The following is a 22,889-nucleotide window of genomic DNA, read 5'->3' as shown; positions in this document are numbered from 1 at the left end:
TTTTTGATAAAGCATATCCATCAGTAATTCTTTCTATTACCTTTAAAGCACTCTCAGGTTTATCTCTTTCAATAAACTTAATGGCAATTTCTGATAAAGCATATTCATCAGTAGTTCTGTCTATTAATCTAAATGCATTTTCAAGATCATCTCTTTCAATAAACTTAATGGCGACAGATGATAAAGCATATCCATCAGTAGTTCTATCTATTACCTTTAAAGCATTTTCAGGGTCATCTCTCTCAATAAACTTAATGGCGATAGTTAACAAAGCATATCCATCAGTAGTTCTATCTATCATTCTAAATGCATTTTCAAGATCATCTCTTTCAATAAACTTACTGGCAAGATTTGATAAGAATTTATCTCTAGCATCATTAGATTGTTTATCAATTACTTTAAATCCATTTTCAAAATCATTTTTTTCAATAAACTTACTAGCAATGATCTGTAATAAACCATCATTTTCAACACTATTTATTATAGATAAGGCATTTTTTATCTTACCCTTTTCTATTAATACAATGCTTAAATCTGTAAATCCTTTCTCTATAGCAAAATTCTTCTGCCCACTGGAGGTTATTAAATTTGCTGCCTTCATCGCATTTGTATAATCTTTTTCCATTGCTAGCTTTGTAGTTAAGATTGAAGCAGCATAAATGGATAATTTAGAAAGATCTCCTTCTGCTAATTCACTTGCGCTTAATTGCTTATCTTTAAATTCTTGCGTTATTTCTTTAAGCTTCTTATGATTAATAATACCATTATTATCCATAGACATTAATCGCATTAATGCTTCTTTTTCTAGATTAATCCTTGTTTCTTTGCTTGAGTCATTTTTTAACTTTCTAACAACGTTGTAGAGATTTTTAGAGTCTATATTCCCTATGGAATCTTTATGAGCATCCAGTATAAATTTTGATAATCCAAATTCATTTGCTCCTTTAGAAATATCTCCACCAATATTACTAAAGGCCATTTCTAATTTTGTATTAGCATATATAATACCTGTTGCAAAATCATTAGTTGCATCTGATATTGTGTTCAATATTTGGACTATTTCTTCAATATTTTTTATATCTCTAGTTATTTCTATTTTTAAATTTATGTCATTATAGTCAGATTTATGATAAGTTAATTTTGCATCTGAAAAAATTTCAAATAATAAGAATGCATGATCTTCAATTCTTTCCCATCGACCTTTTAAATTTCCTATAGATGCTGAATGTCCAAACATTGTATAATCTAATTCTATGCTTTGTTTATCAACATTATATTTTAGTATTAAATTCCCCGAATGATTTCTTAGGGGAATATTGTAATGTAAATTAATATGTGGATATGAATAACTCATATATAATAAAGATAACTTCTCTAGCGTTTGTACACTATTACTATTATCATAATCCTTAAAAACTTTGCTTCTATCTTCTAGTAGCTTCTTATCTATTTCTTTTACAAATTGAGGCAATCTGTTCATAAGATTTTTGTTAATATTGTTTGTGCTGGCGCCAATAGATCCTAACGAAGTTTGGTGAACTAAAGTATATAAATCAGCTAGATTTTTGTTTGGTAAACCTGTAAAACCTCTATTAAAACCCACAGGATTATCCTGAAAAAAACCAGCATTAATAACAGAGAAATATGAAGATGGAAGTAATTCATTTGGTTTATTAGAAGCGCTTTTTTCATTGAAGAAGTTTTTCATAGCCAGGATTCTTTCTGGATGGAGATCTCCAACTTGATTTTCCATCACTTGAAAGAACTCACCCAACATCATCTTGAAGTTTTGAACTTGTTGTTCTTTATTCTCATATGAGGGGGAGTTCTGCAATTGCTTAATTGATAAATCAATTGCGTCAACCATACGGTAAAGCTGTTTTATTGCTAAGGATGAACTGAGTTTATTCTCTTCATCAAGTTTAATTAGATTGGTGATTTCTTTAATTTTAGGCTGAAGTTCTTTTTCAAAAAGTTTCTTAAAGTTTTTAGGTTCAGCCCATTGCCCTATTTGATGCTCCATTCGGTCAATTAACTTCGAAGCTTTTAGGATGTCTGTACTTGCTTCTAAAATTTGCTCATATTCTTGCTCAAGATTAGCAAGAGCCTTATCTGAGCCTTTTTCATAAGCATCAAGAAAATTAACATTAAGCCAATAATCTTTTAAATCAAGTTTTACAATGTCACTTACTAAAGTTTCTAGTTTCTCTGCAGTTTTAGTTGTTTGGCATTCTTTATAACAAAATGACAACCATTTTTGATGATCCTCATCATTTATCAAATGCTTTTTATGCTGAGCTAATTTTAAGAATTTTTCTTCATCCACTTGCTTTAAGTTAAAGCCTGCTTCTTTCACTTCGGTTTTTAATATCTTACGTTGGTCATATTTTGCAATTTCATTAAATAATGAAGTGGATAAAACACCAGATTTTCCTTTTGAGGAAATTAAACCATTTAATTTCTGATGAATATTCAAATAATTTAGCCTAATTTCCTGGTTCTGTGGATTAGCCTCCACTTCTTTTATTTCTTTATACAGCTCTATTCCGGTGATGATCAATTGCTCATAAGTGGATGAGGATATTTCTTTCTCGTTTTTGATACTGGTAACAAAATTAAGTAAATCTGCTAAAGTTTCTTTTTGTTTAGTAAATTCTGAATCTGTGCTTGGGAAAGTTAGAAGCTTTTTTAGATCATCTTTTATTTCTTTCTTTCCATATAATTTTGTTTCTCTTGGGCCTATTTCATCATGGATATAGCGGAATAATTTTTGGGTTGCATCTGGATTATTCCTGGCCTCAATCACTAATTCACCAATAGTTTGTGCCTGAACTTTAGGAGATTCATTACTAGGTCCCTGGATAAATTCACGTTTAATTGGGGTAACATGTTCTGCCAAGCTTGAACGAAATATTCCTTCTTCAATCAAACCATCTTGATATTGATCTTTATCAATTTGATAAATTGATCCATGCTGAGGATCAATAACTAAAACATTTCTCTCCAAGTTTTGTACCCATTTTTCAACTTCATCATAATCATTTGCATAAATAACTGGAATCGCCTGTGAGGTAAAAAAACCTGCTTCATGAGAAGTGTCAGGTGCAGTTTTATCAATAATAACTGCTCTAATGTTATTAGATTTGTTTTTTAAATAGCTACTTAAGGCCTGGTCGATGCTTTTGCAGACAATAACCTCTTTTTTGTTAGTTATTTTTTTAGCAACCATAACATCAGGAGTTATAACTTCTCCATCAATATATTGAGGTTTTTCTTGAGAGATAAAGTCATTACTCAAAGCAGAAGGGGCCATTCCTCTTCTTTTTCCTTCAGGTATCGGTCTTGCTTGAACGATATTAATTTTATTGTTATTTGGATCATAAACAAATTCAATATCCATGCGCATACCATATTTGCTCTGCACAAATTTAGAGAATTTAGCCAGGCGTATGCTCTGTTCTTCACTTAAAGATGGATTATGAGCAAGTTCTGAATTTTCAATTTCTTCTAATTCCATTTTTCTCTCGGCCTGATTAACAACAGGAACTATTCTAACTTTTTTATCGCCAATATATTGATGAACCACATCTTCATTAGTTACAAAGAAATTATCAAAATTACCTTTACTATTAACCACTAATTCACCATGGCCATATGCTGCTTGAACCCTAACATTCTTACTATCTGTATAAATTATTCCAGAAACCGGAGGAAGATTATCTTTAGAAGTTTCTCCAACTAACTCTTGAATTAAACATGGCATTAAAGGGGGGCTTTTTGTTATTTCTTCCCCAGATTTAAGTCTTTGCGACATTGACTTTTCACTAAAGTAAGAAGAAATTACTGCCCCAATAGATGAGCTAATCTTATCCCCATCTGAGGGTACACTTTCATTCCCGCCAGGATTTGCCACATCCACTCTGTCTTCATCGCCGGTGCTGCGCACCATTTGCTTTGCGCCTTCTTCCATTCCTTCAACAACAAATTTATGGCTTTTATCATTGAAAGCTACTTGAATCATTTCTTGAATCTCGTGTAATTTATCAATTGCTAATGGAGTTAAATTCTCAGTTGAGCTTCCTTGAGCTTGGGTAAATTCTTGCCATTTCTCTTGCCATAAAGGTGCATATTCATTTAAATGAGATATTATATTTTGATTTGAGATGCTGATATATTTTGGAACTTCAATCTCTATACCATCACCTTGGAGCTCATTGAATTCAAGAAGTATTTGATCTAAGAATTGAAGGTTAGCTGCTTTATAACCATTATCTTTAGCTAAATCTATTAGCTCCTGGGGATAAGAAGTTTTCATGACAATATATCCTAATTATATACCAAGTATTATTTTAGTCAGTAAGTCTTAAATTTTGATTAACAAAAGGGGTTATTTATTCTTCTGTGATTTTAAATAAAACAAAATTCCACCCATAAAATATAACAGATATAGGGTTGTGGAAATGAATTCGCTCATTGCCATTATTTTGCTATTAAAGAATATTAGCATAAATACAGTAGAAATAATGAATGCTGGAGCATTGGCAATAATTGCAAGTCTTAGTAATTGCTTGAAAGTTAGTTTAAACTTAAAGGCTCCAGAGCAAAGACTAGCAACAGAAGCATAAAAAGCAGTTTTAAATAAGGTTATAGCAAAATATATTAAACTACCCGATGTTACTCCTAAAATAATAATTATTGCGAGCAGTTTCTTTTGGGTTTTTAACATGAATGAGATCAATGAAGAGGTGTTTATTATTTTTTCATCTTGATCCATTAGAAAATCATTATACGAAATTGTAAAATAAGAAGAGTCTAGTAGGTTCATAACCATTCCATAAGCTGTGAATGCTATTAGCGTGTCTGGATATTTCTCAGAAGTTCTGGCATCAAGATCCACGACTAAAAAATTTTTTACAGGCCCCACATAAATAGGTGATGTTATATTCTCATCAACAAAAACTGCTCTATCTTCAATTATTTTCATTTCAGGTATTTGTTGAATGAAGGAGACAAAATCTTGATTTTTAAAATTAATATTTGAAACAAAAATAAATAAACATATAGAAGAGATTAGGGATATTAATATTGAGAATTTAAGTAAGAATCCGAGCCCCCAATGTTTCCATTTTTTTGCTACTTCAATATATAAATTGGGAGAATAAAAAGAGAGAATTATTATTCTAAAAAAGTTTTTTAAGGTCATCATTTTATCCTAGATTTAATTTTGTTAGTGCTTTCTGAACAATGTTCTCTTTAGTTATGGCAAAATATTTATATAATTCTTTTGCTGGGGCAGAAGCGCCAAAACTTTTCATTCCAATGAATATTCCATTTCTGCCTATATATTTTTCCCAGCCTTGTCTTATTCCAGCTTCCACAGCTATTTTTATACTAGAATTATCTAGTAATTCTGATTTGTATTCTTCAGATTGTTGGTCAAATATTTCCCAGCAAGGAATGGAAACAATTCTAGTTCCAATATTTATGTTATGAAGATCTTTTTGGGCCTCAATAGCAATTTCTACTTCTGAGCCAGTGGCAAAAATTGTAACTTGAAGCTTTCCATCATGTGGAGAAATTATATATCCTCCAAATTCAGATAGATTTTTAGATGAATCACTTCTTAAAGCGCTCACGTTTTGGCGAGTTAGAGAAAATAAACTTGGAGAATTTTGTAATTTCATAGCAATTTCATAGCATTCTGCTGTTTCCACGCTGCAAGCAGGACGAAAGACATATAAATTAGGAATTCCTCTTAATGAAGCTAAATGTTCAATGGGTTGATGGGTGGGGCCATCTTCTCCCAGGCCAATTGAGTCATGCGTCATAATATATAATACTTGCAATTCCATTAATGCGCTAAGGCGAATTGCAGGGCGGCAATAATCACTAAATACTAAGAAAGTTCCAGCATATGGGATGAAACTTCCATATAATGCAATACCATTCATTATGGCTGCCATGGCATGTTCTCTAATGCCATAATAAATATAATTTCCTGAGAAGTCATCTGCTGTTATGGCATGAAAATCTTTGGGCTTGGTTAAGTTAGATCCTGTTAGATCAGCTGATCCTCCAAGAAGATTTGGAATATCTTTTGTCAAGGCTTCTAAAATCATACTAGATGCTTTTCTAGTTGAAATATTTAGTTTTTCTAGAGCTAATTTCTTCGTTAATATATTTAGATTATTATTCCAATTATCTGGAAGTTTAAAATCAATATTTTTATTATTAGCTTTATGTTTCTTTCCAACTGCGCGCCATAATTTTAAAATGTTTTTAGGTATTTCAAACGGAGGATAATCCCAGTTTAGATTATTACGCGTTTGAGATACTTCTTCTGGGCCTAAAGCTGCCCCGTGACATTGTTCTGTGCCTCCTTTGTTGGGAGAGCCATAGCCAATAACAGTATTGCAAGCAATTATAGTTGGTTTATCTGAAGTGTGGGCCGTTTGAAGTGCGTTTCTAATTTGATTAAAATCATGTCCATCAATGCTTTGAGCATTCCATCCAGCAGATTTAAATCTGGCAATAGTATCATCAGAAATGGTAAGGTCAGTGGGGCCATCAATAGAAATTTTATTGTCATCAAATAACACTATAAGCTTATTTAGTTTTAAATGACCAGCTAAAGATATAGCCTCTTGGGAGATTCCCTCCATCAAGCAGCCATCACCGCAAATTACATAAGTATGATGATCAATTTCGCTTCCTCTATTCTCTAGCATTTGTTGAGAGATGGCCATTCCAACTGCATTGGCCAGGCCTTGTCCTAATGGGCCGGAAGTGGTTTCAACACCAGAGAGTTTTTCATGTTCTGGATGACCGGCGGTTTTACTTTTTAGTTGACGAAAGTTTTTTAAGTCTTCTAAAGTGATATCTTTATATCCAGTTAGATATAGCAAAGAATAGATAAGCATTGAACCATGACCGGCTGATAATACAAGGCGGTCACGATTCTGCCAATCGGGCTTTTGAGGATCAAACTTTAAAAATTCAGAGTATAAAATTGTGGCTACATCAGCCATTCCCATGGGCATTCCTGGATGACCAGAATTTGCTTTTTCAACAGCGTCTAGGCTTAGGAATCGAATGGCATTTGCCATTAATTTGTAATTTTTATCGTCCACGAATTTTTAAGATATATTTTATTGGTCTGTCTTTATTATACAAATATATTATGTTTGTTCAAGGAGTAAGCCATATAAAAGATTGGGAGTTTTTCGTGAGAATTTTAACAAGGATCTATGTTTTATGTAAGACTAGATCCTTGATAATGATAGAAATTAATTTCTACTGATCTTGATTATTTTCATCTATAGCATCATTGACTGTAGTACCGGCTGCTCCTCCAACTATGGCACCTGGAATTGCTCCTGCAGGTGTACCCGTTGCTTTATAAGAAGCTGCCCCTCCTGCTACTCCTCCAACTACTGCGCCCACTGCGGTTCCTTTATTTGGTTCTGGTCGAGCTTGAGCAATAGTCGCCAATGATATTGCTGTGAGTGCTACTATTCCTAATGTAGTTTTTTTCATTTTAATTCTCCTTTTAAGTTTATATAGAAAAATATCCATATTATTAAAGTGTAAACTTCTTATTTCTTGGGATCAATTTATATTTATTATCTTATTGCAGTTATAGAGATGATATATTATGCTTTCTTAGCAATAAGGAGCATAATTATGATAAACGCAAAGACCAAGAGATCCACTTTATTTCTAACTTTAGGCAGTATCTTTGAATATTATGATTTCATGATATATGGCTTAATGAGTGGATATTTAGGGCCATTATTTTTTCCCAGTGAGAGCGTTTGGATTAGTCAATTACAGGCTTTCACATTTTTTGCTTTAGGTTACATAGTTCGCCCTTTAGGTGGTTTGGTTTTTGCCATTTTAGGTGACACTACTAATCGAAAAAGAATATTCATTTTAAGTAATTTCATTTTAGCAATATCAACTGTTATAATTGCTGTTATACCTAATTACAGTCAAATTGGAATCACAGCCACAATAACTTTAGTTGTTTTAAGGATGTTACAGGCAGCAAGCTTTGCTGTGGAACTTCCCGGTGCAATGACTTTAATTAAACAAAACACTGATGCTCCCACAAGAAGTTTTAGTTTTGTAATATCTGGAGCATCTTTAGGGGCAATTTTTGCTACTGCAAGTTTATATATATTAGAGAATGTTTTTACCTTAGAAGAGATTTTAAGTTTTGCCTGGAGAATTCCATTTATTATTGGATCAGCCTTGTGTTTGGTAAGTGCTTTAATGAGAAAGAAATTACCTAATACTCCTGAAGTTAAGGATAAATCTTCTGTATTTGCAGATTTAATATTTCAATATAAGAATGTTATATATTCCACTCTTATTGTTTCTTTACAGGCTTTTTTAGTTATTATGAATATATTCTTCCCAAGTTTTATTCCTAAGTTTTATGGTTATGAGGTGAAGGAAGTATATTTAGCAATCACTATTTCTTTAGTATGGGCAGTTGTTTATGCACCTGTTTTTTCTTATCTAACTCATAAAATATCTAAAGCTGGTTTATTAAGAGCTGTTATAGCATCAGCAATATTTTTAGGGTTAGTTATCAACTTCCTATGGCTGCGCCATAGCTTTAGCAATTTGCTAATAGGTTTATTTATCTATCAAACCATTACGGTTAGTTTAATTACTTTAATGTTTCCTTTAATGGCTGAAATTTTTCCATCCAAAGCCAGATTCACCTTAACCACTGTTTGCTATAATATGGGTTATTCCATCATGGCTTTCAGTCCAATGTTAGTAGCTAAACTTTCTGACCACTGGAAAAGCCCTTTTGCTATGTGGCTTATATTAATTGGGTTATCCATCTTTGTCCTGGTGAATATAGCCAATTTGGGGCATAGGGAAGAAGGTTAATCTTTATTTGAAGGGTAACATTCTTTTTATCCATAGGAATTAATGGTGTTCTTTAGCATTTTTATACTCCTTATAATTATGATTTAAGTTAGTATATCATAAGATAAGGAAAAATTTCCATTTTACATAACAGGCATTAAATTCATTCCTTCCTCTTCAGCTCCTGCTAGTTTAACTCCTCCTTCAAGAAATATGGGTAACTTAGGCATTAAATTATCATCTATATCAATTGGTACATAGGAAGCGTTATAAGGTTTCATAAATTCAAATTTATCCATCTCATCTGTTTTGATAGATAATTTATATTGATTATTTAATCTATCGTTAGTTTCTTTGATTGATTCTTCAAATTCCTGTCTTTCAGCAGAAGGTATTATTTTTTTGACCATTCCTAATGAAGTGGTAATGAGAATAATTGGTTTTTTAGATGAAGATTCTTGTTTGTTGCTCTCTCCATTATTATTGTGTTTATTGGCATATCTTGCTCCACCGCCGAAGCCACCACCACCTCCGGGGTGATTATTTTCATTATTATAGCTTTGCATATTATAACCTCCGGTAGAATAAGGAGGGTATGAGCTATAATTAGATGCAGGAACTACGGGGATATAGATTACGTGGTGGTATTCAACCACTAATACTTGCTGTGCAGGTGGTGCAGGGTTATGGACTTCAGAATTAATTGAAAACTGATTACCATATTCATCAATGATGCAAGATGCGCCTGGAAGCAAGAAACCTTCGACTCTATTATGATTTTGATCAAGGTAATGTATATTGCATGGTATTCTAAGAGTGGTAGATTGTGAAGAATCTTGTTTAAATAATTGAGTGTTAGCAATTGAAATATGTTCTCCATATTGATTTATGGCAAAGTCTGCACCTGGAAGTGTAAATGCTTCAATTATTTTCCCTTGTAAATTAACATAATATGTATTGCATTGTGGATAGATAAATTTTTGTTGATTTACTATATGATCTTGCTTTGCTTCATCCACTTGAATAGGAAGTTTTGATTCTTGTTTTGCAGGTTTCTTTATTTCTGAAGATGATTTCTGTTTTTTACCAAGTTTTTGGGGAATATTTAAGATTGTTTTAAGAGTATAAGTTTTATCTTCATTATTTGATGAATGTTGCCCTGCTTTATGTTCTACTTCTTTTTCAGAAAGTGGTTTTATTTGATCCTCTTCTATATTAGATGCTTGTTGCCTGTTATCATCTTGAACTGCTATTTTCGGTGAAAGTTTTACTTGAGAAACTTTTTGCTCTTGTGGAGATTTTATTTCTTTTTTAGGAGATGGTTTTGGCTGTGGTGCAGGTTCGTTCTTTTTCTTTACTTGGTTATCAGAAGGGTGTGTTGTTTGAAAGGTTTTTGTTTCAGAATATAATAGTGTACGTATTTCTTCTTGCTTTAACTCCTTTTCATTTTTTTCTACTGCTAAGTGCTTTTTGCCAGAAGATGTTGCAATTCCAATTTGCCCATTTTTACCAATTTCAATATAAAGAAGTTTTCCTCCGTTTGATTCATTATTTTTTTCTTCTTTTTTATCTTTACGACCTTTTGTCTTTTTTTTCCTTTTTGAAGAAGTTTCTGGTGTTATGGCCATGCTCTCATCACCTTCCTCCAAAAGAAGACTAGAATAAAATTGAGCAACTTCTTCTTTAAGTTTAACAGCTTTATCATATGCCAATTGATATACATCTGGAGGAATTAGTGATTCTATATTTCTTGCTTCAGATTTGGTTTTCTTTACATTATCACGCAGTTCTTGTGGAAGAAGATGTTCTAATTCTTCCATTTTGCGCTCAATTGTATCAATTCTTTCTTTAAGAGAAAGATCTTTATTTTCAGCGATTTCTTTTAAAATCTTAATAACCGAATGATCATATCCTATCTCTTCTGATAAACCATTAACTAGAATTTTTAAAATAATTTTTTCAGCAGCTTGTTGTTCTTTATAAGTTTTATTTTTTTCCTCAATTATAAATTCTATTTTCTTTATTTTAGCCTTAATAAGTTCGTTCTTTTCTTTGAAGTTTAAGTTTTTGTTTTTAATAATTTTTTCTATTTTATTAGCTGTTTTTTTGATGAATCTTAACTGTTCTTTTTCGTTTAATATTTTAAAACTAGAAATAAATTCTTCCTTTGTATATCCAGTAGCGTAAGCATCTTCATTCTCACCAGGAATATAAATTTTCCCATGCAAAGCCTTATTATTTTCTGCTTTTAGTAATTTAATATATTTAGAGAATAATTTCTTAGCTTTGCCTTGTAGTCCCATGTTTCTTAGTATGTTGAAAACGGTTTTATAATGACTGTAATTAAGTAATACTTCATTATGTAAATGTTTTAAAATGACGTTTTCTTGATCACCTCGATGAATTATTATAATAAGTTTTAATAGACCAATTTTATCTTCATGAACATCCCATTTATTAGCAATATTTTCTGCTATTATAGGAAGAAGTATTTCTTGAATTTTAATAATTTGCGCTTCTTGTTCATACAGCATATTTTGCGCAATATAGCTAAATAGTTCTAAGGTTATGAGTCTCTGATTTTTTAGTTCAGTTATAAGTTTCGCGCCTGTTATATCTCCAGATCTTAGAATAATAGTTTCAATTATTAATGTTTTTAATTCATCCGTGTAACTATTCCATATTTTTGGCTGGATGAATTTTAAACAAACCTCGTAATTTCCTCTTATAAAAACTTCAGATAAAATTTTCCCTGCAGACTCTGTTATTTTAAAAAATCTATCAATTATGTATTGAATTATACATTTATTATTCCAATTAATTGCCATGCTAAAAATCATATGGATTTCTCTTAAGAAATCTTGATCTGCTTTTAAATTGTTAGTTGTGTCTTGTAAATATTTGATTACTTCTTGAGATTTTTGTTTTGAAAGAAGATAAATATTTATTTTAACAAAATCTTCAATAGATTCATTGTTTAGTATTTCATTCCATTGTGCTTCTGTAATTTGATTAGTGATTTCATCCAATATAGGTGAAGGTAAATAATAATGTGCATTGCTCAATGCTATTACTCTTGGATCAACTCCATATAAACTTAAATTATAAATTACCTTTTTTGCTAGTAATTGTAATATTTCTTCACAATAGATTGTGTCATACTTATATTGTATGTTGCTTTTTATTAGGGGTGAGAAATGATTTAATATGAGCTCTATAATCATATTAATTTTAACAATCTGATTATTGAATTCATTGCTATGGTTTAGAATTGTATCAGTAAACTGATATTCCTTAAGCAATTGCTCTAAGATGGTGAGATTATTTTTTTTAGCTCCTGATTCTACTTTCGTTTTTTCTTGGGATATTTCATCTTTTTCTTTATTAAACAGATCAACTATCAGGTCTAAATAATTTTTTTCGTCTTGTTCTGCAGGAAGTTCTGGGTCATTGGCATATGCTTGGACTTCTGCTGTTATAGCAGCAATTATTTCTCTGTATGTTTCTTGATTTATTCCAATATATTCTAATAATTCTTCTTCGTTTAAGGTGCCATCTTCAGGAGTTATTCCAAGATGGGAGTAGGTGTCATGTTTAAAATTTTGTTTTTCTTGATCCATATATCTTTATCCTCAGTATCCTCAGTTAAATTTGATTAGCTATAGCACATAAGGTAATCAAACTCTAGTTTTTTATTAAAAAAATCGCTTAATAAGATGGAAGTGTTAACTTATGCGTATGAACCAACTGCATGGCCAGAGGACCAGGCCCATTGAAAATTATATCCTCCCAGCCAACCGGTTACGTCCACCACTTCGCCAATGAAATATAAACCAGGTACTTTATTAGCCATCATGGTTTTGGAGGATAATTCTTTGGTGTCAATCCCGCCTTTGGTTACTTCTGCCTTTGCATAGCCTTCGCTGCCATTGATATTGACTATAAATCTATGTAGTTGATTAGCTATATCCTCTAAATCTTTTGTCTTATAGTCGATTAGTCTTTTAGAATTATTTGTACAGAAATTGTCTACAAATCTTTTTGGCAGATATTCTTTTAAGAAACTGCTAAGCTGAGATTTACTATGTCTATTTTCTAGTAATAATTTGTTTAAATTTAAATGAGGAAGGAGATTAAGCTGAATTTTATCTTGATTTAGATTTTTAATATAAGACGATATTTGCAGGATTGCTGGTCCGCTTAATCCTCTATGGGTAAATAAAATATTCTCTCTAAAGTTAGTTTTATCATAGGAAGCTATTGAATCTATAGATATGCCGCTTAAAGTTTTATAAAACTCAAGGTCTTCTTTTGAAACAGTTAATGGCACTAAAGCAGGTTTTGGTTCTATAATGTTTAAGCCAAATTGCTTGGCAATTTTATAGCCAAAATCTGAGGCTCCCATTTTAGGGATGGAAAGCCCGCCACTGGCAATGATCACAGATTCGCTAGTAAAAATTCCTTTATTTGTTTTTAGTTTAAATAATCCTTCCTTGGTTATGTTGGCTATGGATGTTTCTAATAAAACATCCACATTTGCTATTCTACATTCATTAATTAACATATCTATTATTTGAGAAGAGGGGCCATCGCAGAATAATTGACCCAGAGTTTTTTCATGATAGGCAATGTTATATCTCTCAACTAGTTTTATAAAGTCATGTTGATTATATCTAGAAAGGGATGATTTAATAAAATGAGGATTCTTTGATATATAATTCTGGCTATTGGCATTTATATTGGTGAAGTTGCATCTTCCACCGCCAGATATTTTAATCTTCGCGCCGATTTTATTGCTGGCTTCTAGTAGCAAAACTTTTCGCCCGCGCTGGCCGGCAGTTGCTGCTGCCATTAAACCTGCTGCCCCAGCACCAATTATAATCACGTCATATTTGTTGTTGTTATGAATCATCTTATTGATAATTTAAATCTTTCTTGCAGAAAAATAACATGTTGGTAAGAAAAAGTCTATTTTTAGGATATAATCATTACACTTAATAACATAGATAATATAGAACATATATGAAAATAATAGATTTAGATTTATTTGACCCTTCTAGAAATCGGCAAGTGCCAGTACTGGTTTATATGCCAGAGATAATAAAAGACTCTTTACCGGTGGTGATATTTAACCCTGGATATCAAGATCAAAAAGATTTAGTGAAGCCAGGTAATGTTTTAGCTCATAGGAAATGGAAATATTTAGCTGAATATTTTATTGGCAAAGGCTATGCGTTTATTTCTATTCAGCATGATTTAGCAGGTGATACAGACGGCTTGGAAACAATTGACCCTAAATTACCCTCTGTTGAGGGGCGTAAACATCTATGGCTTAGAGGGCAGCAAAGTATTTTATTTGTTATTGATGAATTAAGAATAAAATATCCTAATTTTAATTTTGATAATTTTATTATCGCGGGTCATTCAAATGGTGGCGATATGGCAAAATTTTTCAGCAATAACTTTGAAGATAGAATTTCTTGTACAATTGTTTTTGATGGCAGAAGATGTCCTATCAAACCTGGAAGTAAACAGCGATTACTGATGTTTGAAGCTAATGATACTTCAACAGAAGTTGGTGTTCTGCCAGATGAAGGTACTCAAGAAAATCCAAAAAGAATGGAGCTTGAATGGGTTGTTATTAAGCCGGTGGAGGCATTTCACACTAGCTATCGTGATGATCTTATTTCTGAAGAGCTAAAGGTAAAAGTGCTAAAGGCTTTGGATTTCTTTTTATAAAGAGGAAATACTATACATTAAGACAGGAAAATTTGAAACCAAATAACTTAAAATCTTCTCTTCTGTTAAGACTTCAGAACTTGCAATTTCTTTAATTATGGATTGTACTTTGATCAGGTAACTCACCCATTAACGATGAAATCTCTTGGGCATAATTAATAATTGACTGAACATCAGACATAGCCCTATTTATTTTCCCGTCAAATTCATTATTTGAAACTGCCACATTTAATGTATGCGCGGCCATGCCAAATGGAGCTGCAAATATACTAGTAAATATAGCCATGCCTCCTGCTATATTCGTATCATAATCAGCCAGTTCAAAAGCTTCATTTACTTTATCCTTATTTTGCAAGGTAAATTCCATTAATGATCTGAATGCAGTTTCAGTTATTTTTGCTTGTTGCAATAAATCCGAAAGAAGAAACTCTTTATTAACATAAAAATTATACTTTAAATAATGAGTTAATTGGTCTGCTTTATAAAATTTATCTGCAAAATCGCTATAAATTTTATCATTACAATTTGGCGTTGGTTTTGGATCTGATACACTCATAGATTTATAATAAGTTTTTGAACATTTATATTCATCTCCTAGCTTACTCATACGGCCCGAGTTATATGAAATAGAAGCTTGCAAATACTTTAATTTATCACATATATTTTCAACAGGAGATAATTTTTTTAAATCTGATAAACCGTCTGTTTTTTCAGTAATTGTTGGACAACTGAATTTCATATCATTAATTTTATAGAATTCATAATGGTTGTAGTCTTTAATTTTTACTTCTTCACGGCCTTGGGTATTTATGTTGGTGTTATATTCGTTTTGAGAATTCCACATTTTACTTACACCATCTTTCTTGGTTGTAACTTTACCTGTATTTATATCAATTTTAAATTCACCATACTCTTTCTGCATTCGTTTTATTAAACTTCTCTTAACCATATTTACCCCATTTAAGTTAATGAATTAATTATTACAGGGAGCATAATAAACAAAGCGTTAATAAATGTCAACTAATAATTCACGTAAGTTAAAATAATTTTATAATATATATCCATCTTATAACTAAGAAAGATCCCCCTTATATATTCCCTGTATATTGAACAGGTTAATTAGGATTATATGGAGCTAATTGCTAATTCTGCTTCAAATTCACTAACATTGATATCTGATCAAATATAGTTTAAACTTAATTTGATTTTAAGTTTATAATTTTTTCTTGGAGTAAAATATTATGTTATATTCCAACAAACATAACGAAGTTAGTGGATACGTTGCCTGGATTCTAAGGGCAGAAGCTTTGGTAGTGTTAATTGCGATGATTATTTATTATCAAAATGCACTGGAAACCCCCTGGAAAACTTTCTTCATTTTATTTTTTATCCCAGATATTAGTTTATTAGGGTATTTTATAAACAAGAAAGTTGGAACATTTTCTTATAATTTAATGCATTCATACATTAGCCCATTAGTTATTGGGACTATTTTTTGGTATTATTCTCTTGATGAACTTAACTACCTCATTGTTATCTGGATAGCACATATTGGTTTCTATAGAACATTAGGATTTGGATTAAAATACTTTGATGGTTTTAGATTCACCCATCTAAAAAATATTGGTAGATATTAAAGAATAATTATTAGATAACACTATAATATTGGCTTTGTAACGTATCAGATAATAACTTAATGCTTTGCTGAAGTTCTTCAATTCCTTCGCCATCTAACTGAGTTTGGTTAATAGAATATCCTTTAGTTAAGTAACTATTTAATACTTTAGTAGCCCATTTCCTAAATTGAGTACCTTACTTAGAATTAATTCGAGAACCAACAGATATAATTGTATCAAGATTGAAATGTTCAATTTGTCTTAAAACATTATGTCCACCTTCAACTTGCGCATTATCCTTATCATTCTGATAAATTACTATAGATTGTTCATTACTCATAATTACTCTCCATTCTTTCTGGTAAAAATCCTCCAACTTGTGCATTCCACATCGTTTTATATAAACCACCTTGAGATAATAATTCTTCGTGAGATCCATCTTGAACTATTTTTCCTTTATCAAACACTAATATCCGGTCCATATGCAACAGAGTTGAAAGGCGGTGAGCAATAACTAGAGTGGTTTTATCTTCCATCAATTTAAATAAACTATCCTGAATATAGTTTTCTATGATTGAATCTAATTGTGATGTGGCCTCATCTAAAATTAAAATGGGACCATCTTTTAAGAATGCTCTTGCTATTGATATTCTTTGTCTTTGCCCACCTGATAACTTAATTCCCCTTTCTCCAACTAATGAATCATAACCTTCAAGTAAATTATTGATAAATTCATCTGCATGAGCTTTCTTAGCAGCTTCTATGACCTCTTCCTCACTAACCCCCATTTTACCATAAGCAATATTATCCATGATTGAACGATGAAATAAGGTGGGGTCTTGAGGTATCATGGCAATGTTTTTACGCAAGCTATCTTGGGTAACAGTTTTTATATCTTGACCGTCTATCAAAATTTTTCCTTCATTAATCTCATACAACCTTAATATAAGATTTACAAAAGTTGTTTTACCACTACCAGAATAACCTACTAGACCAACTTTCTGCCCAGGTTTTATGGTGATTGATTTGTCTTCAAAAAGTGGTGTTGAACCCTTGTAATGAAATTTAACTTTATCAAAAACTATCTCTCCTTTACTGCAATTTAAGGAGGTGGCATTTTCTTGGTCTTGAATCTCAATTGGCTCCATTAATGAAGCAATACTTTGCTTGCATTTCCCAATAGCTATATTAAAATCATCCACTACAGACATTGTCCACCACATTATATGAGCGGTTTCCATTGAAAGCCCAAGAATTAAAACAAAATCACCAATAGTAACCAAGCCTTCACTATAAAGCAAAACTAACCAATAAGCAGAAATCCCCATTAAAATAGCCATTAATCCTCCTTGCACGCAATGTAGGATAAAAGCATAGAAATAATTATTACTATATGCTTCACGTTGCTTCTTAAAAAAAGGAATCATTCTTAGTTTTTCATAAGAACTCTGCGCAAAAATTCTAATATTATTATGGTTAGACAGTGAATCAACCATCTCTCCCACAATTTTTGATTCTCTTGAAGCCTGAATATTAGAAAGTATGCTAAGCTTCTTTGACATAGCAACACTAATGCTTACAAAAAATATTATCCATATAAGCATAGTTATGAAAAACAGATAATTTACAAAGTAAATTACAATAAAAGTAACCATTAATGTTGAAAAACCTCTTAAGAAATTTGAAGCAACATCTGTTATTAGTTTTTCAATTCCATCCGCCAAGTTGGTGATTTGTTTTGAAATTTTCCCTGTTAAATGATCCTGATAAAATTGATATGACTTACCTAAAACAAATTCCACAGTTTCACTTACTACACTATTAATTATGTATGGCACATATTTAGAGCGAATATAATCAATCCCACGCCAAGTAAAGTTATCAAATAATATAAAGTTGATAACAATTAGACTAATAGGCAAAATCAAAACAGAAACATTCTTTCCATCCACCGATAGATTAACTATATTTTTGAGTAAAAGACTATTAAATGGCCCCCATAACCCAGCCATTAGGCTTAAAAAAACAAAGATTGCAACCGTGATTTTATATTTTCGTAAAAAATGCCATATGAATGGATAAAGGGTTTTTGGTAATTCTTTTTGCATTTTATATTACTCCTATCTATAAGATAGATTGCTCTTTTTATAAAGTAATTATATAATAAAAACTTAAACATACTAAATTAATTTATAGCTCCCTATGAATCCATTCAAACATTACCGAGAATCTGTAATCATTCGTGACAATCTTAAATGCCACCATATAACTGCCGGTGAAGGATCTTATTACGCTGGATATTATCATGGAAAAAATTTTGAAGAATGCGTGATGTACTTAGATGAAATTGATAATAAAGTTGATCCAAGCGAAATAGATAAACTCTCAATAGGAAAATATTGCTCCATTGCCACTGGAGTTAAATTCATGATGTGTGGAACGCAGGGACATAATTACAACTGGATTGCCACCCATCCCTTAATTGATTTTGATAACACAGGCTTCCCCGGTCATCAATGGAAGGGAGATACTATAATTGGCAATGATGTTTGGTTTGGTGCTGAGAGCCTTATCATGCCTGGAGTTAAAATTTCTGATGGAGCAGTTATAGCTTCCCGTGCAGTGGTAACTAAAAACATAGGCCCATATGAAATTTGGGGAGGAAACCCAGCAAAATTCATTAAAAAACGTTTCTCAGATAGCCATATTGAGAAATTATTACAAATTAAATGGTGGGATTGGGACAGAGAAACTATCAAGCGCAATTTAAAATATTTAAGATCAGCCGATATTGATGGATTATGGAAGAAGCATTTGAATAAAGAGTTATAGCCTTAAGTTTTTCGTAACCCTTGGGAGGAGGGGGCAGTAAAAGCTTTAAACTGTATTATCGGCGCTAAAACGCCAGGAATGACAACCACCTTGTCGTGAGTTAGCTATAATTTTGTAAAACTCAGGATTGATACCAAATTAAACAAAAAGAATAATCGATTTAAAGAATTTATAAGCTGTCCGCATAACTGCTCATAGCGCTATCACATCCAGAATAATAACGATCAACTATAGATTCATTATCAATAATTTCAGAATTATACCAAACCTGATCCTCATGCTCCATTAGTGCTCCTACGGTTTCCGCACCATATTCTTTAGCAAGATGATTAATATCATTGTTAGATAATTTACTAAAATCAGCTCCAACCGCATGTAGCATATCAATCCCGCCTTTACCATACTTATTTAACACAGGCATAATATCTTCTTTGCCCATCTTAGCAAAATCAATACTTACATCACCTAAGAACTCAACAACATCTAACCCTTGATCTAAAATAAGATGAGAAAGATCATCTGGCCCTAACATATCAAAATCACTACCTGAGTCTTTTAATAACCAGAGAGACTCATTACCATATTCTTTAGCAACGGCAACAATATCACCTCCAGTCATTTTAGAGAAATCAACTCCACCTATTGCAGCTAGAAATGAGATATTTTCTAATCCATGATGTCTAACAAAATCAACTATATTCTTGCCAAGAAACTTACTAAAATCTGTTCTCCATTCTTCAAATAACTTTAGACAATCCTTACCATAAATCGTAGAGATAAAAATAATATCTTTTCCTTCCATCTGACTAAAATCTACACCAGCATCTTTTAAGTAATATAAAGAATCCTTACCATATTTTTTAGCAACGGCAGTAATATCGCCTCCGCCCATTTTACTTATCTTAATATCAAGATCATTAAAAGAAGGAATAATTTCCAGCCCATAATTTACAATAAGATGGGCAATATCATCTGGGCCTAACATATTAAAATCTGCATCCGCATCTTTTAACCACTGTAGAGCATCCTTACCATGTTTTATAGTAATATCAACAATATTATATCCATATAGTTTAGCAAAATTAGCACCAGCAGTTTTTAACAACGAAATATAATCCTTACCATATTTTTTAGCTAACAAAGTAATATAACGTCCACTCATTTTGTCAAAATCTGCACCTGCATCTTTTAGAAGATTAATAGATTCTATGCCATTCTCCATTATGATATCATAAATATTATAGTCACTTATCTTAGAGAAATCAGCTTTTATCATTTTTAAAGTTAGAACGCTCTCTATGCCATATTTTTCAATAATACCCACCGTGTCTAAGTGACCACTCTGGTAATCATAAATTAATTTTATTTTATCAAATTGTTGATATATAAATTCACTAGTTCCTATTATTCCTATGCTTGACTTTATATATTGATAATAAGGAAGATGAAGATATGTCTGTTTTGGAAAGGCTTGTAAAGACTCCTCCAAGAGCTCTTCCAGTGATACTATAGAATTTAGAGCGGCTTGTGTATTTTTTAGTCCAAATACTTCAATATAATTTACCAAGTTGATATAATTCATTGTAGACAATTTTAGTTCTTTGGAGATCTTTACCAACTTATCCATATAATTCTCTGGAGTAACTTGATCTGAAATCAACATAGAAATAACCTTGCTGTTCATATTTTGAGTGATGCTAGTTATACTACCTATCATAAATTCTGGAGTAAATTTACATTTCTTGTAATAATTAAAAGAATAAATATAAGAAGAAGCAGTATAAACTGCTGTTAAAGCCAATGTTATATACATAAATAAAACAGGGAATAAAATTAATGCGAGGGAATATATAACAAAAAAGTTAATTTCTGTCAATGTTTGTGATCAAGCTACAAACTGTAAAAAATTATCCGATTGTTTTTCTAGCATGCTCTCTAGCATGTCCTAGGTCTTCTGGCACATCAATTGAAATGGGAATTTCCTTAGATATTCCAACTCTAATGATCATATCATTTTCTAAAGCCCTTAATTGCTCTAATCTCTCAGTAATTTCAAGAGTGCTTTGAGGAAGCTCTATATATTTTTTAAGCGCAGCGCGGCGATAGGCATATATCCCCACATGATAGAAATAATCTGCCTTAGATAAATCTTTTGAATATGGGATTGGCAGTCTTGAGAAATAAAGTGCATGATGGTTATCATTAAACACCACTTTCACCACATTAGGATCCTTCACATCATCCATATCAGTTATCAAAGCCGCCATGGTTGCAATATCAGATCTTTGGTCTTTATCTAATTCTTGCACCACTCCTGAAATAGAAGAGGGGTCAAAAAATGGCATATCACCCTGTAAATTAATTATATATTCAAATTTCTTGTCCGGATCAATAATGTTCAAGGCCTCATAAGATCTGTCTGAGCCTGATTGATGATGGTCACCTGTCATCACAACCTTAACACCATAATCCATAACTAGTTTAAAATGATCTTGATGGTCGCAAGCTACAACAATATTACTAAAACCAGATTCACGTGCACGATCAATTACATGAAGGATCATTTCTTTCCCCTCAATATCAACATGAAACTTTCCTGGTAGACGAGTTGATGCCATACGGATTGGAATAATAATTACAGTTTTATCATCTAAATTAGTCATTTACATACCTTATTTAAAAATATTCTCATATTTAACAGCATAATCGAAAGTTTATGATTGACAAGTTTTATAATCTTGCTACAAATAGAAGCCTGTTCTTTTTTATGTGCCCATAGCTCAGTTGGTAGAGCATTTGACTTTTAATCAAAGGGTCGTAGGTTCGAATCCTACTGGGCACACCAACAAATCCGCTAGGTTTAATAAATCACAAAAGTTTGAAAATAAATACTAGGTCACAAATAGGTCGTAGGAAAAGTGATTTAAGATGATAGAATAAAGCTATAACAGTTAAAAATGAAATTATGTTATAATTTTATTGAGACTAATCTCTAATTTCTGATAGAAAAATTCTTGTAAAAACTCTCAAGAAAAAATTTTAACTACCAAAATCTCTAAAACCTTATCTCACAACGGCCCCTTAAATGATTTTAGGATCTATAATATATTCCCATTAAAAACAATCATATTAATATAAGAGAAATAACACTAGGTGGATCATTCTGAATATATGATTTTTCAAACATTGTGATGTAGTTAATATTATAAGGTTTATGGGGATATTTGGCTCATTTGAAAAAAAATGAAAAATAATCAAAAAAAGTTGAAATTGGTTATTGACATACAAAAGGAATCGATATATAACTCCTTCTACCAAATGTTGTATGAAATTGTTTAGAGAAGAAATGTAGGTGGTGGTGTAGTTTTTAATAAACTTATCCATCACTTACGGTAAAATATACCATAGTAAAGTGATGCGAACAAAAGCCTGTCGATTTAATATTGAACATGGATTAAATTTGAGAGTTTGATCCTGGCTCAGAACGAACGCTGGCGGTATGCTTAACACATGCAAGTCGAACGAACGAAGCTCTAGCTTGCTAGAGATTAGTTAGTGGCAAACGGGTGAGTAACACGTGGGAATCTACCCAGTAGTACGGAATAACAGTTGGAAACGATTGCTAATACCGTATAGTATCGAGAGATTAAAGATTTATCGCTACTGGATGAGCCCGCGCCAGATTAGATAGTTGGTGGGGTAATGGCCTACCAAGTCCTAGATCTGTAGCTGGTCTGAGAGGATGATCAGCCACACTGGAACTGAGCCACGGTCCAGACTCCTACGGGAGGCAGCAGAGGGGAATATTGCACAATG

The 22,889-nt window shown here is 31.9% G+C and carries 15 protein-coding genes, 1 tRNA gene and 1 rRNA gene; 6 read left to right on the top strand and 11 right to left on the bottom strand.

Translation table 11 applies throughout. The features are described 5' to 3' along the window. The 4 genes from N4A31_06195 to N4A31_06180 all read right to left on the bottom strand — a co-directional run. The coding region (locus tag N4A31_06195; protein ID MCT4635808.1) for a PEP/pyruvate-binding domain-containing protein at window positions 1-4,315 on the bottom strand (4,315 nt) is incomplete at its 3' end. A 72-nt stretch (window positions 4,316-4,387) separates the two neighbouring features. Continuing rightward, the gene (locus N4A31_06190) at window positions 4,388-5,203 is read right to left on the bottom strand and encodes a DUF1189 domain-containing protein (GenBank protein ID MCT4635807.1); all 816 of its coding nucleotides are present in this window, start codon (window positions 5,201-5,203) and stop codon (window positions 4,388-4,390) included. 4 nt (window positions 5,204-5,207) lie between these two features. After that, entirely contained in the window at window positions 5,208-7,130 is a 1,923-nt protein-coding gene (gene tkt / locus N4A31_06185) for a transketolase (GenBank protein MCT4635806.1), read from the bottom strand. Window positions 7,131-7,293: 163 nt separating this feature from the next. Continuing rightward, a complete protein-coding gene (locus N4A31_06180; GenBank protein MCT4635805.1) occupies window positions 7,294-7,536 on the bottom strand; it encodes a hypothetical protein in 243 nt (80 codons plus the stop codon). A gap of 147 nt (window positions 7,537-7,683) precedes the next feature. On the opposite strand from N4A31_06180, the gene N4A31_06175 reads away from it, so the two are divergent. Next, on the top strand, window positions 7,684-8,907 hold the full coding sequence (locus N4A31_06175) for an MFS transporter (GenBank protein ID MCT4635804.1): 1,224 nt from the start codon (window positions 7,684-7,686) through the stop codon (window positions 8,905-8,907). A 122-nt stretch (window positions 8,908-9,029) separates the two neighbouring features. On the opposite strand, the gene N4A31_06170 is transcribed toward N4A31_06175, so the two are convergent. Continuing rightward, a complete protein-coding gene (locus N4A31_06170; protein MCT4635803.1) occupies window positions 9,030-12,506 on the bottom strand; it encodes a hypothetical protein in 3,477 nt (1,158 codons plus the stop codon). A 110-nt stretch (window positions 12,507-12,616) separates the two neighbouring features. Next, window positions 12,617-13,798: an NAD(P)/FAD-dependent oxidoreductase gene (locus tag N4A31_06165; protein ID MCT4635802.1), complete on the bottom strand. Its 1,182-nt coding sequence runs from the start codon at window positions 13,796-13,798 to the stop codon at window positions 12,617-12,619. Between the two features lie 110 nt (window positions 13,799-13,908). On the opposite strand from N4A31_06165, the gene N4A31_06160 reads away from it, so the two are divergent. Then, window positions 13,909-14,625 carry a hypothetical protein gene (locus N4A31_06160; protein ID MCT4635801.1) on the top strand — a complete coding sequence of 239 codons (717 nt, stop codon included), beginning with the start codon at window positions 13,909-13,911 and terminating at the stop codon, window positions 14,623-14,625. 91 nt (window positions 14,626-14,716) lie between these two features. On the opposite strand, the gene N4A31_06155 is transcribed toward N4A31_06160, so the two are convergent. Then, a complete protein-coding gene (locus N4A31_06155; protein MCT4635800.1) occupies window positions 14,717-15,574 on the bottom strand; it encodes a hypothetical protein in 858 nt (285 codons plus the stop codon). Between the two features lie 292 nt (window positions 15,575-15,866). On the opposite strand from N4A31_06155, the gene N4A31_06150 reads away from it, so the two are divergent. Next, complete coding sequence (locus N4A31_06150) at window positions 15,867-16,262, top strand: DUF4260 domain-containing protein (protein MCT4635799.1); 396 nt, start codon at window positions 15,867-15,869, stop codon at window positions 16,260-16,262. Window positions 16,263-16,437: 175 nt separating this feature from the next. Here the strand turns inward: N4A31_06150 and N4A31_06145 are convergent, their stop codons facing one another. Beyond that, complete coding sequence (locus N4A31_06145; protein ID MCT4635798.1) at window positions 16,438-16,581, bottom strand: hypothetical protein; 144 nt, start codon at window positions 16,579-16,581, stop codon at window positions 16,438-16,440. Next, window positions 16,574-18,349: an ABC transporter ATP-binding protein/permease gene (locus tag N4A31_06140; GenBank protein MCT4635797.1), complete on the bottom strand. Its 1,776-nt coding sequence runs from the start codon at window positions 18,347-18,349 to the stop codon at window positions 16,574-16,576. The genes N4A31_06145 and N4A31_06140 overlap by 8 nt, the downstream gene beginning before the upstream one ends. Before the next feature lie 94 nt (window positions 18,350-18,443). On the opposite strand from N4A31_06140, the gene N4A31_06135 reads away from it, so the two are divergent. Beyond that, a complete protein-coding gene (locus N4A31_06135) occupies window positions 18,444-19,073 on the top strand; it encodes a CatB-related O-acetyltransferase (GenBank protein MCT4635796.1) in 630 nt (209 codons plus the stop codon). A 169-nt stretch (window positions 19,074-19,242) separates the two neighbouring features. Here N4A31_06135 and N4A31_06130 read toward each other — a convergent pair whose 3' ends face one another. Then, window positions 19,243-20,886 carry a hypothetical protein gene (locus N4A31_06130; protein ID MCT4635795.1) on the bottom strand — a complete coding sequence of 548 codons (1,644 nt, stop codon included), beginning with the start codon at window positions 20,884-20,886 and terminating at the stop codon, window positions 19,243-19,245. A gap of 94 nt (window positions 20,887-20,980) precedes the next feature. Continuing rightward, window positions 20,981-21,736, bottom strand: a complete 756-nt coding sequence (locus N4A31_06125; GenBank protein ID MCT4635794.1) for a 3-deoxy-manno-octulosonate cytidylyltransferase — start codon at window positions 21,734-21,736, stop codon at window positions 20,981-20,983. 106 nt (window positions 21,737-21,842) lie between these two features. On the opposite strand from N4A31_06125, the gene N4A31_06120 reads away from it, so the two are divergent. Next, window positions 21,843-21,918 (top strand) — tRNA-Lys (locus tag N4A31_06120). A gap of 611 nt (window positions 21,919-22,529) precedes the next feature. Continuing rightward, window positions 22,530-22,889 (top strand): 16S ribosomal RNA (locus N4A31_06115); the annotation flags it as partial.

The organism is Rickettsiales bacterium (genome assembly GCA_025210695.1).
In the GTDB taxonomy this organism is placed as follows: Bacteria; Pseudomonadota; Alphaproteobacteria; order Rickettsiales; family CANDYO01; genus CANDYO01.
This window is presented reverse-complemented; position numbering and strand designations above follow the sequence as displayed.